The 17,453-nt window shown below is 61.9% G+C and carries 11 protein-coding genes and 2 tRNA genes; 3 read left to right on the top strand and 10 right to left on the bottom strand.

Annotation, left to right across the window (positions count from 1 at the left end; translation table 11 throughout):
- Positions 1 to 10: 10 nt before the first annotated feature.
- Positions 11 to 814 carry an electron transfer flavoprotein subunit beta/FixA family protein gene (locus AC0J5Z_RS10005; RefSeq protein WP_475038920.1) on the bottom strand — a complete coding sequence of 268 codons (804 nt, stop codon included), beginning with the start codon at positions 812 to 814 and terminating at the stop codon, positions 11 to 13.
- Between the two features lie 251 nt (positions 815 to 1,065).
- A complete protein-coding gene (locus AC0J5Z_RS10000; RefSeq protein WP_475038919.1) occupies positions 1,066 to 2,676 on the bottom strand; it encodes a S1C family serine protease in 1,611 nt (536 codons plus the stop codon).
- A 321-nt stretch (positions 2,677 to 2,997) separates the two neighbouring features.
- Between AC0J5Z_RS10000 and AC0J5Z_RS09995 the strand changes: the two genes are divergently transcribed.
- Entirely contained in the window at positions 2,998 to 5,049 is a 2,052-nt protein-coding gene (locus AC0J5Z_RS09995) for a TPM domain-containing protein (RefSeq protein WP_475038918.1), read from the top strand.
- A 98-nt stretch (positions 5,050 to 5,147) separates the two neighbouring features.
- Positions 5,148 to 5,936, top strand: coding sequence for a PspA/IM30 family protein (locus tag AC0J5Z_RS09990; RefSeq protein WP_054808911.1), 789 nt, complete (start codon positions 5,148 to 5,150; stop codon positions 5,934 to 5,936).
- Positions 5,937 to 6,045: 109 nt separating this feature from the next.
- On the opposite strand, the gene AC0J5Z_RS09985 is transcribed toward AC0J5Z_RS09990, so the two are convergent.
- The 5 genes from AC0J5Z_RS09985 to AC0J5Z_RS09965 all read right to left on the bottom strand — a co-directional run bounded on the left by AC0J5Z_RS09985 (position 6,046) and on the right by AC0J5Z_RS09965 (position 11,904).
- Complete coding sequence (locus tag AC0J5Z_RS09985) at positions 6,046 to 6,843, bottom strand: GntR family transcriptional regulator (protein WP_475038917.1); 798 nt, start codon at positions 6,841 to 6,843, stop codon at positions 6,046 to 6,048.
- A 118-nt stretch (positions 6,844 to 6,961) separates the two neighbouring features.
- A tRNA-Met gene (locus AC0J5Z_RS09980) sits at positions 6,962 to 7,035 on the bottom strand.
- A gap of 404 nt (positions 7,036 to 7,439) precedes the next feature.
- Positions 7,440 to 7,513 (bottom strand) — tRNA-Met (locus AC0J5Z_RS09975).
- Between the two features lie 132 nt (positions 7,514 to 7,645).
- The gene (locus AC0J5Z_RS09970) at positions 7,646 to 10,726 is read right to left on the bottom strand and encodes a UPF0182 family membrane protein (RefSeq protein ID WP_475038916.1); all 3,081 of its coding nucleotides are present in this window, start codon (positions 10,724 to 10,726) and stop codon (positions 7,646 to 7,648) included.
- A 41-nt stretch (positions 10,727 to 10,767) separates the two neighbouring features.
- Positions 10,768 to 11,904, bottom strand: a complete 1,137-nt coding sequence (locus AC0J5Z_RS09965) for a YlbL family protein (RefSeq protein ID WP_475038915.1) — start codon at positions 11,902 to 11,904, stop codon at positions 10,768 to 10,770.
- A gap of 211 nt (positions 11,905 to 12,115) precedes the next feature.
- On the opposite strand from AC0J5Z_RS09965, the gene AC0J5Z_RS09960 reads away from it, so the two are divergent.
- Complete coding sequence (locus AC0J5Z_RS09960) at positions 12,116 to 13,573, top strand: zinc-dependent metalloprotease (protein ID WP_475038914.1); 1,458 nt, start codon at positions 12,116 to 12,118, stop codon at positions 13,571 to 13,573.
- A 123-nt stretch (positions 13,574 to 13,696) separates the two neighbouring features.
- Here the strand turns inward: AC0J5Z_RS09960 and AC0J5Z_RS09955 are convergent, their stop codons facing one another.
- The 3 genes from AC0J5Z_RS09955 to nudC are packed head-to-tail and all read right to left on the bottom strand — an operon-like array spanning position 13,697 to position 17,441.
- Positions 13,697 to 14,323: a M48 metallopeptidase family protein gene (locus AC0J5Z_RS09955; RefSeq protein WP_475038913.1), complete on the bottom strand. Its 627-nt coding sequence runs from the start codon at positions 14,321 to 14,323 to the stop codon at positions 13,697 to 13,699.
- Complete coding sequence (locus AC0J5Z_RS09950; protein ID WP_475038912.1) at positions 14,323 to 16,455, bottom strand: ATP-dependent DNA helicase UvrD2; 2,133 nt, start codon at positions 16,453 to 16,455, stop codon at positions 14,323 to 14,325. The genes AC0J5Z_RS09955 and AC0J5Z_RS09950 overlap by 1 nt, the downstream gene beginning before the upstream one ends.
- On the bottom strand, positions 16,452 to 17,441 hold the full coding sequence (nudC, locus tag AC0J5Z_RS09945) for an NAD(+) diphosphatase (RefSeq protein WP_475038911.1): 990 nt from the start codon (positions 17,439 to 17,441) through the stop codon (positions 16,452 to 16,454). Before nudC ends, AC0J5Z_RS09950 begins: the two co-directional genes overlap by 4 nt.
- Positions 17,442 to 17,453 lie beyond the last annotated feature (12 nt).

The raw sequence follows: 17,453 nt of genomic DNA, 5'->3' as shown, positions 1-17,453 counted from the left end.
GGAGTCCCCTTTAGAGCAGCTTCTGTGCGGCGAGGAAGTCGACCAGCTTGATGCCGGCGTCGCCGTCGTCGGTGATGATGGTCCCTGCTGTCCGCGGTGGGCGGGCCTCTGCAGACTCCACCACTGTCCAGGAGCCGGCCAAGCCCACCTGCGAGGCGTCCACGCCGATGTCCGCCAGAGACAGGGAGGCGATCTTCTTCTTCTTGGCGGCAAGGATGCCCTTGAAGTTGGGGTAGCGCGGCTCGTTGATCTGGTCGGTGACCGAGACAACTGCAGGGAGCTGCGCTTCAACCGTCTCGGAGAAGGCGCCAGCGTCGCGGCGGGCGCTGACCTGGCCGCCCGTAACCTCAAGGCTGGAGGCAAAGGTGACCTGCGGGACCGACAATCGCTCGGCAAGCTGAGCCGGAATCAGCGAAGTCTCGCCGTCGGTGGAAGCCATCCCCGTCAGGACCAGGTCCACAGGGCGGCCATCGGCCGAGATGTGGCGAATGGCAGCGGCAAGCGCCAGCGAGGTAGCAGCAGCATCCGAACCAGCCAAAGCGTCGTCGCTGAGGTGGACGCCGGAATACGCGCCGATCTGGAGTGACTTCTTCACGGCATTGACCGCACCGGACGGGCCCATGCTCAAGGCAATAACCTCGTTTCCGGCCTTCGGGCCGCCGCGTTCCTCCGCCAGTTGCAGCGCTGCCTCGAGGGCGTACTCGTCCAGCTCGGACAAGATGCTCTCATCGCGGTCAGTTGTGTTGCCAGGTCCGGTGATGTGCCGGTCGAACTGGGCGTCCGGGACGTGCTTGACCAGAACGACAATCTTCAATGTCTCTTCCACTGTCTTCGAAGCAGCCTTCCATGCTTGTGGACGGCCAACCGCAGCAGCGTGGCCGTGAATTGCCCAGCGCGTGGGCTCGTCCTAGCTAAGCATATTGCCCGCAGAAAACCACTCCCAGCGTTAAGCCCTGTTTCAGCTACACGCGATGCACATCGTTTGTCACTTGCCGTGCCGGGAACAGCAATTCGGCGGGCGACACCTGTGAGGAGCCGCCCGCCGTCGTGCGTTGTTCTTGCCGCCTACTGTTGGGCGGCGTCGAGTGTGACCTCAACTTCTTGCGTCTGGCCACCGCGCTGAATGGTGACTTTGACCTTGGCGCCGGCCGGTTGTTCCCGGACCGCCGCCGTCAGCTGGTTGGGATCGGTCACCGCGTAGTCGCCGAACTTGGTCACGACATCGCCAACCTTGAGCCCCGCCTTGGCAGCAGCCGAACCCGAAGTCACTGAGGCAACCTCGGCCCCGACGGAGAAGCCTGAATCGCTGCCCGTGGACGACTTCGAACGAACGGACACACCGAACTGTCCATGGCTGGCTTTGCCGGAGTCGATGATCTCCTGCGCAACGCGCTTGGCGTGGTTGATGGGAACGCTGAAGCCAACGCCGATGTTCCCGGTGGACGACTCGGACGTTCCGCTGCCCGCCGATGCAATGGCTACGTTGACGCCGATGACTTCGCCCTTGCTGTTCACCAGCGCACCGCCGGAGTTACCGGGGTTGATCGCGGCATCGGTCTGGATAACGTTGATGGCAATCGAGCCCTCATTGGCTGTTCTCTGGCTCTGGCCACCATTTGGTGGTGCGAACTGGAAGCCTTCGTCGTCGCCCTGGCTCTCGTCCGGCGTACCTTCCGGCACAGCAGACGACGCGACACTGATGGTGCGGTTGAGCGTGGACACGATGCCGTCCGTTACCGTGCCGGTGAGGCCCAACGGAGAACCGATGGCGACGGCGGTGTCCCCCACGTTGATCTTGGACGAGTCACCGAGCGTTGCCGGGACCAGGCCTGATGCGTCGCTCACCTTGATGACGGCAAGGTCTGACAACGGGTCCGTGCCCACCACGGTGGCCTTGAGGACCTTACCGTCATTCGTGCGGACCTCGATGGCGGCGTTGGCGGTGGCTCCATCAAGCGTCACGACGTGCGTGTTCGTAAGAATGTGGCCCTGATCATCGAGGATGATACCGGAGCCCGTTCCGCCCTCGTTACCGCTGGTCGCCTTGATGGTCACCACGCTGGGCGAGGCTTTGGCTGCCGCAGCAGTAATCACGTTGACGTCGTCCTTGTTGTTCACGATGACCGTGCTGGACTGTCCGCCTGTTGAAGCAGCCGGGGCGGGGTTATCCCATAGCGCGTCACTGCCGGCTACCACGCCGCCACCGATCAGGCCCGCCGCAAGCATGCTTGCCACAAGGGTGCCTACACCGAATGCCGGCTTGCGTTTGGTGGCCACCGCAGAAGAGTGGCCGGGGGCGTGCTGCATTCCGGGGCCGTTGTGGCCTTGAGCGTTGTGGAATCCCTGCGCGTTGTGGAATTGCGAACTGGCATTGCTGCTGGTCCCCGGGTTTGAGCCGCCGTAGAAAGGCTGGTGCTGGGGGTAGCTCGGGCGGTGACCCGGGTCCTGCTGCTGCGGAGCGCCGTAGTACTGCGGCTGCTGCGGGGCTGCTGGCGGCTGGAAGGCCGGCAGAGGAGTGGTGGGGTGCGCCGTGTTTTCCGTCCCGGCACCTTGCTCTGAAGTCCAGGCAGACTGCTGCTGGGTGGCGTTGGCATCGCCCTGCTCCCCCGTGGTGTTCCGCGACTCTGATGGCTCGCGGTTCTCTGGTGCGGTGCCCTGCGCTGGGTTCTCCGTCATGGGTCTTCCTTTCATCCTCGTCTCCAACAACTATGTACCCAATAACTGGAACAAAAGCGGACGTTCGCTGGGAGCTTCCTGAAAGGGCTGGGCCACTCGGTCTGTCCCTCCAGAAAAGACCCTCAACGCCTCAACAATCCAGCTCTCTCCTATATTTCGCTGGTGGCATATTCACCCCTGTGGACGGGCCATGGGGTGCACCATAGAATCAAGAGGAATTGCCACAGCGACCTGCGGCTTTACACCATGCGTGGGGGCGCTGAGCATTCTGTGACGATTGGTACGCCTTGTTCCAGTCGCAGACGTGCTGAAGGGTTGCACATGCGGTCAATAGTTAAACGCGTACTCGCCGTGATTGGCCTGGTTGGAATGCTGGCCCTCCCGGCCACCTCCGCTTGGGCCGAAAGTCCGGTAACCATTCCGTCCGGCCAAAACATCGTGGACGACGCCAACGTCCTAGGTAGCCGAAAAGGCGAAGTCCAGGAAGCCATCCAAAAGACCCTCAAGGACCACAAGTACAACCTGTACGTGGTAACGGTGGACAAGTTCGAGAATCCGACCGATCCTGCTGCATGGGTTGCGACCGTTGCCAAGAACAGGGGCATGGGCAAGGCAGACGCCGTTTTGGCGATCTCGACAGCCGGCCAGTACAACTTCACCCTTAACTCGGGCAGCTCCATCTATTCCAAACAATCTGCCATCGCGCAGAACGCCGTCGTTGCCAATCTGGCCGGCGGCAAGAAGGACTACGCCCAGGCAGCCATTGACACTGCTGCTGCCATTGGCGACGCCGCAGGTGGAGGCAGCGGCACAGTGCCCAGCGGCAACGCCGGCGTCGGCGTCCTTGTCGGGGTGGGCGTGGTCGCAGCAGGCGGCGCCGGTACGTACCTCTACCTCCGAAACCGCCGCAAGAAGGGCGGCACCAAGGCCGTCAGCGCCAGCTACGGGCCGCAGGGTGCGGAACTTGATCCTCTGGCTGGTCTCAGCATTCCAGAACTGCGTCAGAAGAGCGGCTCGCTGTTGATCGAGGCGGACGACGCCATCAAGTCCAGCGAGCAGGAACTCGGTTTTGCGCAGGCGCAGTATGGTGATTCCGCGATTGGCAACTTCACCAAAGCCTTGGAAGAGGCGAAGGGCCACATGACGGAGTCGTTCAAGCTGCAGCAGCAGCTGGACGACCACATTCCTGATACCGAAGAGCAGCAGCGGAGCTGGCTTGGCGAAATCATCCGCCGCTCAGAGGCCGCCCTGGCGTCACTGCGTGATCAGAAGGCTGACTTCGACTCTTTGCGCGAGCTTGAGAAGAACGCCCCTCAGGCTTTGGCAGCAGTGACTGCGGGAGCCAGGGAGGCGGATGCGAAGATCGCCAGCGCAGAGCAGTCCCTTGAGGGATTGCGCGCCAAGTACGCCGAGTCCGCCTTGGCTCAGGTCTCAGACAACATTCTGCAGGCCAAGGAGCGACTCGCATTCGTTCAGAACGCCGCCTCCGCCGCCCAGGAGAAGTTGGCAACCAGCGAGAACAGCCTGGCTGCTGTGGCAGTGCGTGCCGCCGAAGAAAGCCTGCACCAGACCAACGTTCTGATCGATGCCATCTCCAAGACGGCAGGCAGCCTTGATGAGGCACGCTCCTCCTTGGAAGGCGCCGTGGCGGAGACCAGCCAGGACCTTGCCCAGGCCCGTGCGATGATCCAGTCCGGCGAACACCCGGAACTCGCCGGTCCCGTGGCCGGCGTCGAAGCCGCCCTGGCACAGGTGAAGACCGAGATCGAAGGCGGAAAGATCGATCCCATCGCGACGCTTAGCCGCGTAGAGTCAGCCCACCAGGCGCTCGATCAGTCCTTGTCCGGCATCCGGGACCAGCAGGAGCAGGCCCGCCGAGCACAGGCCTCGCTGCAGCAAACAATCATGGCCGCACAGGCACAGATCAGCGCAACATCGGACTACATCACAGCCCGCCGCGGTGGCGTGGGCACGGAGGCCCGGACGCGGTTGGCGGAAGCCCAGCGCAACCTCGACTACGCGCTTTCGATCTCACGCAACGACCCCGTGACCGCTCTTACTTATGCACAGCAGGCGCATTCGCTTGCAGCCCAGGCGGCGCAACTCGCACAGTCTGACGTCGACCAGTTCGGTTACGCCGACCAAGGCTACGGCCGCGGCGGAATGTTCGGCGGGGGCGGCGGAGGTGGCGGCCTCGGCGGCGCAATACTCGGCGGCATCCTCATCAACTCCATCCTGAACGGTGGAGGAGGCGGTTGGGGCGGCGGCAATGACGGCGGAGGTGGCGGTGGCTTCTTCGGCGGCGATTCCGGCGGCGGTGACTTTGGCGGCGGTGGGGGCGACTTTGGCGGTGGAGACTCCGGCAGCTTCTAGCCAGACAGACTAGGCGGGGTCCATGCCCCGCATAGAAGCGGTACAACAACTGATCACTGATTTCAGTGTCACCACTGAGCAGGACGAAAGGCAACACCATGGTTAAGCAGTCCATTTTCGGTCGGATCTCGCAGCTCGCCAAGGCAAACATCAACGCCTTGCTGGACCAGGCTGAGGACCCGCAGAAGATGCTGGACCAGATGGTCCGCGACTACACGAACAACATTGCCGAGGCCGAATCAGCCGTGGCCCAGACCATCGGCAACCTGCGGATGCTGCAGGCGGACTACAACGAGGACGTCAAGAACGCTCAGGATTGGGGCAACAAGGCCCTGGCAGCATCCCGGAAAGCCGATGAGTACCGCGCTTCCGGCGATTCCGTTGATGCCCAAAAGTTCGACAACCTTGCCAAGGTAGCCATCCAGCGCCAGATGACGGCGGAGTCCGAGGCAAAGGGAGCAGAGCCGAGCATCGCGTCCCAGACCGAGGTAGTGGACAAGCTCAAGACCGGGCTTGACCAGATGAAGAACAAGCTGAACCAGCTCACCGCCAAGCGCAACGAGTTGGTGGCACGCTCCAAGACCGCTGCCGCGCAGTCCCAGGTGCACGATGCCCTCAAGAGCATTGACATCATGGATCCCACCAGCGAGGTGGGCCGCTTCGAAGAGAAGATCCGCCGCGAGGAGGCCAAGGTCCTGGGTCAGCAGGAACTCGCCAGCTCCAGCCTCGATGCGCAGTTCAACCAGCTCGAAGACCTCGGAGAGCAGACCGAGATCGAGGCCCGTCTTGCAGCCCTGAAGTCGGGCGGTTCCAAGCCTGCCATCGGCGCGGGAGCTCCGGCGTCAACCGGCGCAACTGTCGACGAAGCTGACTTCGACAAGCTCTAGGAAGTAAACCGGGCTGTAACCGTCCATTGGGCGGACTTCCCACAACATACCGCTGGACCGCAAAATGGGCCGGATCCTCGCAGGGATCCGGCCCATTTTGCGGTTTCACCTAACCTGCCGAAGGAACTGGCGAATCCTGGCCGGGGCTGACGTCGGTTGCCACTTCAGCGCGGATTTCGAATCCCTTGGGGTGGAAGTAGGTCACCGTGCACTCCAGAACCTCTCCATGCGGGCCTAAAGTAGTCCGCTCCAAGCGTGGCACCATAGCAAACCCGCGGACGTTGAGAGCGTCTGCCAGGTGCTCGGGCGGTGCATGCATTGTCACGGTGATCTCCGCCCGGTGGAGGGGCTTCAGCGTCCTGTCCTGGATGACCTGGTAAATAGAGTTCCGCTCAGCATCGGCGAGGCTGATGTGACGGCCGATATGCGACGGGATGAATATCTCCGCAATGGCATAGGGCCATCCGGCACTTGAGTAGGAGCGGCGGATGACCAGAACCAGGTTGTCGTCGGAAACCAGCTTGGCTGGCACCGATTTGTCCTTCTCCATCCACTTGTATTCGATGAGTCCCTTGACAGTCTTCATGCCGGCCGCCGTGAACGTCTCCATGAACGGTGCCAGACGATTCAGCATCTTGACGGGGCGCTGAGCCATCACGAACGTCCCTTTGCCCTGCCTACGGACCAGCAGGCCCTTCACAACCAGTGTTTCGATCGCCTTCCGGACGGTGGTCCGGCTAATGCCGTACGCATCCATCAGGAACTCTTCTGTGGGGATCCGGGACCCAGGTTCCAGGCGGCTGACCTGATCCGTCAGAACGTCAGCCACCTGCTGATACACAGCAACCGGGCTGTCCCTTTGAAGGACTTCACGGTCGAGGCCGGAATCGTAGTCTCCATTGACCATGTGGTGTCCCATCCATTTCTTGCCTCAGCAAATCCGGATTTGATGCTAGCACCGGTGTCCAAACGACCTGTTAAACAAAAGATCCGGATCAGGTTTACTGATCCGGATCTTTCTCCAGTTGCGGGGACAGGATTTGAACCTGTGACCTCTGGGTTATGAGCCCAGCGAGCTACCGAACTGCTCCACCCCGCGTCGCAAGAACAACTCTACCGCACCCTCCGGGATGCCCTTGACCATATGGTGCCGAAGGTGCTGCAGATCACCCCCGCTCCTGAACGCTCGGCGGTAGCCATGGCCCCGGGCGGGGCTGGGGGCTGGGGGCTGGGGGCTGGGGGCTGGGGGCTGGGACGAGCTTCCGCGTCCGACTGCCGCTGTCGTCACCGCTCACGATCCAGACGCGATATTCGAACGGCTCACTCCCACCCCCGACTGAACGGAGAGAGGGTTCGGCGCAAGCCCGAGGGACCCGAGAGAGGGATCGGCGCAAGCCCGAGGGACCCGAGAGAGGGTTTCACCTGGCAAGATGCCGGCTTGGGGCTTTCAGGGCAAAACAAAAGGTCCGGATCAGTGTTTACTGATCCGGACCTTCTCTCCAGTTGCGGGGACAGGATTTGAACCTGTGACCTCTGGGTTATGAGCCCAGCGAGCTACCGAACTGCTCCACCCCGCGTCGCAAGAACAACATTACCGTCCGGTGAATGGCAGACCAAATCGTGGCGACGTGATGTGTGTCTCGCCTACGGAAAAGGCCGGTGCCCGCCCCCGGGAGGGAGCAGGCCCGGCCTTTCAACCGCCTACAGAACTAGCTGCTTGGCGACGGCGACGGTGTCGCGCTGGGAGTAGCTCCCGGCGTCGCTGTTGGAGCCGGAGTGGCGTCCAAACGGGCCTGAGCGTCGATCGCCTTCTTCAGTGCCTCAGACAACTTGGTCTGCTGCGCACCGTAACCGGCGAAGTCGCCCTTGGCCAATGCGGCCTGGCCGTCCTGGATCGCCTTGTTGGCCTCATCGAGGGCTGCCTTAAGATCCGCCTTGGCGTCAGTGGGGCCAGCAGGCGGTGTGGTTGTTCCGGGCGGGGCCGTGGGTGTTTGGCCGTTGTTGGCAACATCGCCGGCCGCAGCGCCCGAGTCTCCGCCGAACAACTGGTCAAGAGCTTCATCCAGTGTGGCCGCGAAGCCGATCTTGTCACCGAATGCCACAAGCACACGCTGCAATGTGGGGTAGGACGTCTCACCTGTGGACTTCAGGTAGACAGGCTGCACGTAGAGCAGGCCACCACCCACGGGAAGAGTCAACAGGTTGCCGTTCAGTACATCTGATGCGCCCTGTCGCAGAAGGTTCAGCGCCTGAGACACAGTGGGGTCAGAGTTGAACTTGTTTTGCGCCTGTCCGGGACCAGGCACCTGGGTATCGGTGGGGAGCTCCAGGAGCCGCAGCTTTCCGTAACTCTCCCCCTTGACGCCCTTGACGTTCCCGGCGTCGGAGTCAGCCGCGAGGAAGCCGTACAGGATGTTTCGGGCGCTCCCGTTGACCGTCTGAGGAATGAAGGATGAGGTCAGCTGGAACGCCGGCTTCTCCTGGTCAGGCATCTGCAGTGACATGTAGAACGGAGGCTGTTTGACGGCTTCCGAAACGGTGGGATCGTTCGGAACGCTCCAAGCATCGTTGTTCTGGTAGAAGCTGTCCGGATCCGTCACGTGATAGCGGCCGAGCAGTTCACGCTGAACCTTGAACAGGTCCTCGGGGTAACGGACGTGGCTCATGAGGTCGCCGGACATTTCCGAGTAGGGCTTGATGACCGTCGGGAAGACCTTTTGCCATGCCTTCAGGATGGGGTCCTGGTCATCCCACGCGTAGAGATTGACGGAACCGTCATAAGCATCCACGGTGGCCTTGACCGAGTTGCGGATGTAGTTCACCGAGCTGTTCGGCAGAGCCACGGTACGTCCGGCACTGGTTTGCGAGTCCACAGTGGCATTCTGCAACTGTTGAGGCTGGGAGTAAGGGAAATACTGGCTGGTGGTGTAGCCGTCAACAATCCACTTGACCCGGCCGTCAACGACCGCCGGGTATGCATTGCCATCGACAGTCAGGTACGGGGCCAGCTTCTCTACGCGTTCGCGCGGATTGCGTTCGTAGAGAATCTGGGATTCCGCATTAACACCGTCCGAAAGCAACAGATCCGATGACTGGAACTTGATGGAGTAGAGGATTCTGTTGAGCCAGTTGCCGACGTTTGGTCCGCCATTCCCGCTGAAGGTGTACTGCGTCTCCCCGCCACCTTCACGGCCCGCCGGCCGGTCCTGCTCGCGGTTCGGGGCACCATCCGGCGCGCCGACGATGGAGTATTCCGGAGAGTTCTCGCCGAAATAGATACGGGGTTCGTATGAAGTGTCATTGCCGAGGACGCCGTTGGACGGAATGCCCGACTGCAGGAACTCCGGCTTGCCGTCGGCCGTGAACTTGTTGCCCTTGGCTGCGACAACGCCATAACCATGGGTGTAAACGATGTGCCTGTTGACCCATGTCTGCTGGTTCGCGCTTAGGCCATCCGGGTTCAGTTCCCGAACCGCAATAACGGTGTCCTGGACTTTGCCGTCAACCATGTAACGGTCAACATTCAGGGTTTGCGGGAACTGGTAGTACGGGCGGTACTGCTCGAGCTGCGCGAACGCCGAGGAAATCAGGTTCGGGTCAAGGAGGCGAATATTGGCAGTAGTCTGCGCGTCCGCTGCCAAGGCTCCGGTAGTCGCTGTGGTGGTGGCGTTGTAAGCCGACACATCGATCTTGTCCAGACCGTAAGCAGCCCGCGTCATCTTGATATTTCGATCAATGAACTCCTTTTCCAAGGTGTTCTCCGACGGACGAACTTGGAACTGCTGAATAACCCACGGGTATACGCCGCCGGCCAGAATGGCCGTGATGACCAGCATTGCCGTGCCGATCACCGGAAGGCGCCAACGACCAATGATCGCGGCAATAATGAACAGGATGGCAACAAGGCCCGCGGCTACGGCGAGGATCGCCTTGGTGGGTACAACGGCATTCACATCCGTGTAAAGGGCGCCGGCCCAGCGGCCGGAGTTGCTCTGGACAGTTGTGTACCTGTCCAGCCAGAAATTGATGCCCAGCAGGACCAGGAAAAGAGCGCCGGTGACGGCTATGTGGATTTGCGCTGCCCTGCTTGTGAAGATGCCGCGTTCCATGAGGCGGATGCTGCCGTAGAGGTAGTGCGTCAGGATGCCTGCAATACCGGCAACAACGGCGATGCTGATCAGGAACCCGGTGACAAAACCCAGGAACGGCAGCGTCATCAGATAGAAGCTGATGTCCATGTTGAACAACGGGTCGGTCTGTCCGAACGGCTCCTGGTTGAAGAACAACAGGGCCTTCTGCCACTGGCTGGCTGCCGCGCTGCCGGCGAAGAGCCCGAACAGGATGGGCAGGCCGATCATGACAACCCGACGGACGGGCTCAAGCTGTGCCTGGTAACGGTTGAGGTTGTCCCGGGCCTCAGCATCCGGAGCGTAGACGGGCCGGGAGCGGTAGGCGATCCTGATAGCGAAGAAAACAGCGGCAAACATCATGGCGAAACCGATGAGGAACGTAATGATCCTGGCGAGGTTTTCGCGGATATAAACTTCGAAGAAGCCAAGCTGCTGGTACCACAGGACGTCAGTCCACACATTGGCGAAGAAAATGAACCCGACGACGGCAACTGCCACGACAATGAGCGTCGGAGTCAGGGCACCTCGTCTCAGCGGTGATCTTCCGGGCGGGTTGGAGCTGGCGGGACGGGACAAACTCTGTACCTCATTGGTGTCAGTGAACAGTCGGTGTGCGAGTGTTGACTTTCCCTGCCGCTGGGATGTGGCAGGGGCCGTCATCTATGCCACGAGTGGCGGTGAAGCTAAGTTCCACCGTCAGTCTAGTTGTTTGTGCAGGTGGGAAGGCTCCCCGTGTCCTGACCGGATCCGAGTCGCTCCACGGCGGCGGTGGCGTCGGCCAGAGTTTCCACTTTGACAACCTGAAGCCCGTCCGGAACGTGGCCCACGACGTCGGCACAGTTGGATGCCGGTGCGAGGAACATGGTGGCACCCTGGTGACGGGCGCCTATCATCTTTTGGGCAATGCCCCCGATGGAGCCTACGGCGCCATCGGCGGTGATCGTGCCGGTGCCCGCCACGTGTTTGCCGCCAGTGAGGTCCCCCGGCGTGAGGTTGTCCACGATCCCCAAGGCAAACATCATCCCTGCGCTGGGTCCGCCAACATTGTCCAAGGAAATGCTGACGTCGAACGGGAACGTGAAATCGCTGGCCAGCAGCACACCCAGGACGTACCGGTCTGCCTGGTTCCTGGTGGGGGTTATCGTTTCAGAAACTGCAGTGCCGTTCCTGTCCACGCCGACGACGGCCGGGGACCCGGCGCCCGCGGCCAGTTCGGCTTGGACCACGCTCATGGACGTGATTGCCTTGCCGTTGATGGAGACCAGCCGGTCACCTTCCTGGATTTTCCCGGCGGATGGCGAAGGGTCTGATAGACCTGCGACGTTGAGCCGCTGCTCAAAGGGGATCTCGAGCTCACGCAAGGCCGCGGCCACCGCATTCTCCTGCGAGGTTTCCATGGCTATCTCGCCTTGTTGAACGGTCTGCTCGGCGGTGGTGCCCTTGGGATAGATGAGTTCTTCGGGATAAATGGCCCTGGAGGGATCCAACCAGGCGCGGAAGACATCAAAGATGGAGGCCGGACTCTTGGGACCGCCGGTCATGACCACGGTGGTCAGGTCAAGGTTGCCATTCGCTGGAAATGACTCACGGCCGGAAATGTTGATGACAGGCTTGTCGCCGTCCTTGCCCAAGGTATTGAAGGTAGGACCTGCTGACTCTATGACATATGGAACCGGCAACGCTGCCGCCCCAATGCCGAGGCCGAGTGCGAGGAGACCGGAGATCACCATGATCATGTAGCGACCGTCACGGGGCGGTGCCGGCGGCGTGGAGGTGGAATCGGCGTCGGGCGTTTGACGCGGGTCCAATGAGCCCTCGGGGCTGGGCGAAGTAAGCATTGAGGCCTCTCTATGCCGGCATTTGCGTGACCGGATCCATGGCTCCTGCCGCCGAAGACGGCGGCGGCACATACCAAACATCAACACTACGCGGTCTGACGTTGCAGGGCTGCTTTGCCTACAGCGAACGGCACCGCCTCCGGGCAGACAGCCTTCCGGCCGCGCGGTACGGTGAAAGAGATCACCAGCCAGTTCGACGATCGGCGGCACCATGACTTCCAACCCCAACAATCCGTCCAACGACGACGAAACCCCTAAGGATCCGCTGGCAGAAATGCTCCAGAACCTGATGGGCGGCCAGGGCATGGGCAACATCGATCCCGCTGAGCTGGCCAAGGCCGCAGGCCTGCCCAACGATCCCCAGCTCCTTCAGCAGATGTTCGCGCAGGTACAGGCGATGATGAGTTCTACATCCGAAGGTCCCGTGAATTGGCAGCTCGCCCACGAGAATGCACGACGCGTCGCCGCCGCCGGCAGCGATCCCTCGGTCAACGCCCAACAGGCCAGGGAGATCGACGAAGCGCTCAGGCTTGCAGAACTTTGGCTGGACCCGGTTACTGATCTATCGGCGACCGGTCTGATTGGTAGAGCATGGTCAAGGGCCGAATGGGTTGAAGCGACCCTGGGGACGTGGAAGCGCCTGACTGAGCCCGTGGCCAACAGCATTGCCAATGCCTTGTCCAACGCTCTCACACAGCAAATGCCCGAAGAAATGAAGTCCATGATGGGCGGTGCCTCGTCCATGCTGCAGAACATGGGTGGAGCGATCTTCGGCATGCAACTGGGACAGGCCATCGGCGCACTCTCAGCCGAGGTTGTCAGCTCCACCGACATCGGTGTCCCCCTGGCAGACCTGGAAATGGCGCTGTTGCCGGCAAACGTGGCCAAATTCGGGGAAGGCCTCAGCCTCCCCGAGAACGACGTTCGGCTCTTCCTTGCCGTCCGTGAAGCCGCCCACGCGCGGCTGTTTGTCCAGGTCCCATGGTTGCGTGGCCACCTCCTCGGAGCCATCGAGGCATATGCCCGCGGCATTCACATTGACATGTCCCGCATCGAAGACCTCGCCCGCGACCTCGATCCGAGCAACCCCGAGGGTATCCAGGAAGCACTGTCCCAGGGAGTCTTCACACCGGAACGCACGCCGGTCCAGACGGCCGCGTTGGAGAAGCTCGAAACAGCACTTGCCTTGGTGGAGGGCTGGGTAGACGAGCTCACCGCCGAAGCCACCGACAAGGTGCTGCCGTCAGCGACAGCGCTGCGCGAAACAGTGCGTCGTCGTCGGGCCACAGGCGGACCGGCCGAGCACGCGTTCTCGTCCCTCGTCGGCCTGGAACTTCGCCCCCGCAGGCTCCGGGAAGCAGCAACACTGTGGGCAACCCTGAAGGAAGAAAGGGGCATCGCCGGCCGCGACGCGATTTGGCACCACCCGGATCTTCTGCCCACCGGTGAGGACCTCGACGATCCCAAGGGCTTCTCCGAACGTCGACGCCTTGCCGAGGCAAGTGACACCGAAGTTGATGACGCCCTGCAGAAGCTTCTGAGCGGCGGTTACGACTCCACCAAGGCCGATGAAGCTGGACCCGAAGCCTCCAGGGCTGATTCCGCGGAGAACGAGTCCGGCAATGAAACAACATCGGACGACACCGACCCCGAGGCGCCGACCAAGTAAGCAAGCCCTCGGAAGAAACACGCAGCAAAGCGGCCGCCATCTCATGGCGGCCGCTTTGCTGTTGATGACCGGTGCAGGGCAGGTGCGGCAAAGAGAAGCTGTGCGGCTAAGCCTCTGACATCTTTAGTCAGTCAGTTCCACAGCCGAGTCACCGGAGTCCTCGGAGCCTGAATCAGGCGGGAGTCCCCGGGACGTAGCGAAGGCAACGCCCTCCAGGAAGGCCTTTGCCCGCTGCGTATCAGGGTAGGCCTCAACCAATCTCCAAAATTCGGCATTGTGACCCGCCACCAGCAAGTGCGCGAGCTCGTGGACCAGAACGTAGTCAATAACCCATTGCGGCATGGGCTGAAGCTTGTTGGATAGCCGGATGGTGCCGTCCGCAGGAGTTGCCGAACCCCACCGGGAGTTCTGGTTGGCTACCCAACGGACCGACGTCGGGACCGCCCGCCCGCCGAGATACGTCTTTGAAAGGTGCTCGGCATGCTTGGCCAGGGCTTGGTCCGTCGCAGGACGACGCCTGCCCGCACCCGTTTGCCGCTCCCCCTGCTTCTTCAGCTTGACCAGCATCCGCCGGACCCACTCCTGTTCCTGGGACTTGGTGAAGCTGGCAGGGATGGCGACCACGGCATTGCCGTCTTCCCAGAAAGCGGCAACGGTTCGCCGCCGTCGGGCTGATCTACGCACCACAACGGGAGCGCCGTCGTCGGTGATGTGCGGGATGGCGGTGTCGGAGGAAGATCGGCGGGTCATCAGAGCTCACTGCTCTCAGCGAGTACTGCCAGGACAGCCTCGCCGTAGCGTTCGAGCTTGGACGGGCCGATCCCCGCGAGGCCGGCCAGTTCCTCAAGCGATGACGGCTTGGCTTCCGCGATGGCCGTCAGCGTAGCATCCGTGAAGACAACATACGCCGGAACATCGGCCGACTGGGCCTCGTCCCTGCGCCACTGCCTTAGCGCATCAAACGTTTGTTCCTCATATGTGGGCGGGCACTGGTTGCAGCGCCCCACTTTGCGTTCAGCCCCACTGGCAAGCATGCTGCCGCAGACCTTGCACGACGCCGGGGCGGCGGCTTTCCGTCGTGTGGGACCTGTCTTGCTGCGCGCGTTGGCGGACGCCACGGAATTGGGGCGAAGTCCGTCGAGGAAGCGGGACGGCTTGCGGTTGGCCCGGCCACCCGGCGTTCGGGCTGTGGACCACGAGAGATTCAGGTGCTCGCGCGCCCGGGTGATGCCGACGTAAAGCAACCTGCGTTCTTCGTCCACATCCTCGGGGGTGTCTGCGAAAGAAATGGGCATGAGGCCTTCGCTAAGGCCCACCAGGAACACTGCATCCCATTCCAAGCCCTTGGCAGCATGCAGGGAAGCAAGGGTCACACCTTGAACAGTGGGCGCGTGTTGCGCGACCGAGCGCTCCTGTAGCTCGTTGACGAACTCAGCCAAGGTGAAGGACTCCCCGCGGCTGACAGCAAGCTCATCAGCCAAGGCGACCAACGCTGCCAGGGATTCCCAACGCTCACGCAGTGCTCCCCCGCTGTGGGGAGCGGCATCCGTATAGCCAAGTGACGCAACGATGTCCCGAACGATTTGGCCCAGTGCTTCGTGGGGTCCCTCAGCCACGGCGCGGGTTGCCGCACGCAATTGGAGGATTGCATCGCGGACTTCCTTGCGCGCGAAGAACCGCTCGCCTCCCCGGAGCTGGTAGCCGATCCCGGCGGAGGCCAGTGCTTGCTCATACGCTTCAGACTGGCCGTTGGTGCGGAAAAGGATGGCAATCTCGCTGGCTTTAACTCCGGTGTTGAGCAGTTCCTGAATTCTGCCTGCCACCACAGCTGCCTCCGCTTCGTCATCCGGGCACTCCATGAAGCGCGGTTCCGGACCAGAAGGCCGCTGCGCGACGAGCTTGAGGGGCGGCGCCCACGCGGCATCTGCCACTGGGCCACCGCTTCGCCGGGAGCCAAGGAGCTCGTTGGCCAACTTCACCACTTGCGGGGTGGACCGGTAGTCACGAATGAGCTTAACAACGGTTGCTCCAGGGAACTGTGATTTGAACCCCAGAAGGTGCTTGGGTGAAGCGCCAGTAAAAGAGTAGATGGTCTGGCTGGCATCGCCCACCACACACAACTCGTTTCGGCCCCCGAGCCACAAATCCAGAAGCCGCTGCTGCAGGGGCGAAACGTCTTGGTACTCGTCCACCACGAAATGGCGGTATTGCTCCCGGACTGTTGCCGCTACTTTTGGGTCCTCCTGGAGGATCCCCACTGTGATGAGCAGGACGTCTTCAAAATCGATAACGTTGCGGTCGGTTTTGATGTCCTCATAGGCCTGGAACACCCGGGAGACCGCAGTGAGGTCGAAACCTCCGGGAGTTCCCCGACCTTGGGCATTCTCCAAGTAATTGGCGGGGGTCAGCATGGACACCTTGGCCCACTCGATTTCGGCCGCCAGATCCCGGATGGATGCACGGTCAGTGCTGAGGCGAAGCCTGCGGGACGCTTCGGCGATCATGTTGGCCTTGTGGTCCAGCAGATTGGGCAAAGTCCCCCCGATAGCCTGCGGCCAAAAGAACTGCAACTGCCTCAACGCCGCGGCGTGGAAAGTGCGGGCTTGAACGTTGGCAACGCCAAGATCGCGAAGCCTACTGCGCATCTCAGCTGCTGCCCGGGCAGTGAACGTCACAGCCAGCAGCCTCTGGGGGCTGTACACCCCGGAGTGAACCCCATAAGCAATGCGGTGGGTGATGGCGCGTGTCTTTCCCGTGCCTGCACCCGCGAGGACACACATGGGGCCCGTCAAGGTACTGGCTACTTCGCGCTGCTCTTCGTCCAAGCCGCCAAGGATGCGGTCCTCAAGTGAGCGACCCCCGTCGAAAATCCCTTCGGTCACGGCTGGAGGTCTTCGATGACGCCGCCGTACCAATGCTCAATCAATGAACGCGCGATGGACAAGCGCGTTGAGATGGTGATCTCCCCGCTCAACACGGCCTCTTGCAGTTCCTCACGGCTGAACCACCGCGCCCGGGTGACCTCTACGCCGTCGGGCCGTGCAACGGCGTCGTTTGTTCTGGCTGTGAACCCAAGCATCAGGGAGGCCGGGAACGGCCAGGACTGTGAACCGAGGTATTGGCAGGCAGTCACACGGACGCCCACTTCTTCCCCGATTTCCCGAACGACTGCCTGCTCCAGCGATTCACCGGGCTCAACAAATCCCGCGAGCGTCGAGTAATTCTTGGCGTCGACGGGCCCTCCTCCTCCGAGCAGGAGCCGGCCGTCAGGACCTACCACCGTGACAATGATGGCGGGATCCGTCCGCGGGTAATGCTCGGAGTTGTCCTTGGGACAACTCCGAACCCAGCCCCCGGCCTCGATGTCCGTGGGTGTGCCGCACTGAGGGCAATGCGTGTGGGTTGCATGCCAGTTGGAGATCGCGCTGGCCTCGATGAACAAAGCGGTGTCCGCGGCATCAAGACGCGCCGCGACATCCCGAAAACCGGCCCACTCGGCACCCAACGGCACCGTGGACGTGCCCGGAGCCGGCGGCTCCGCAACCGTGAACAGCACAACCGAAGTGCCTTCCGGTAATGAGGATGACGTCAAGGTGGTGCCCAGGTAGATGGCCGCAACAGCACCGCTATCAGACCCACTAAGAGCGTTCCACAGCGGAGCGGCGTCCCCGAACCACAGACCGTCAGCAGTCACCAACGCTTTGCGCTGCGAAATGACCATGGCCTTTGCCATACCGGAGGCTATGAGATCTTCAACCATTCCGGGCTTCATACGCACGCCTGAGCCGCGATCCACCATGGCAGGGGGGACGGAAAGAACTGTCTCCATCAGGTGATTGGCAAGCGCCGGTGACTCCGTATGACTCATGTATCTACCGTA

Source organism: Paenarthrobacter sp. TRD_SC_7, from assembly GCF_056156245.1.
This window is presented reverse-complemented; position numbering and strand designations above follow the sequence as displayed.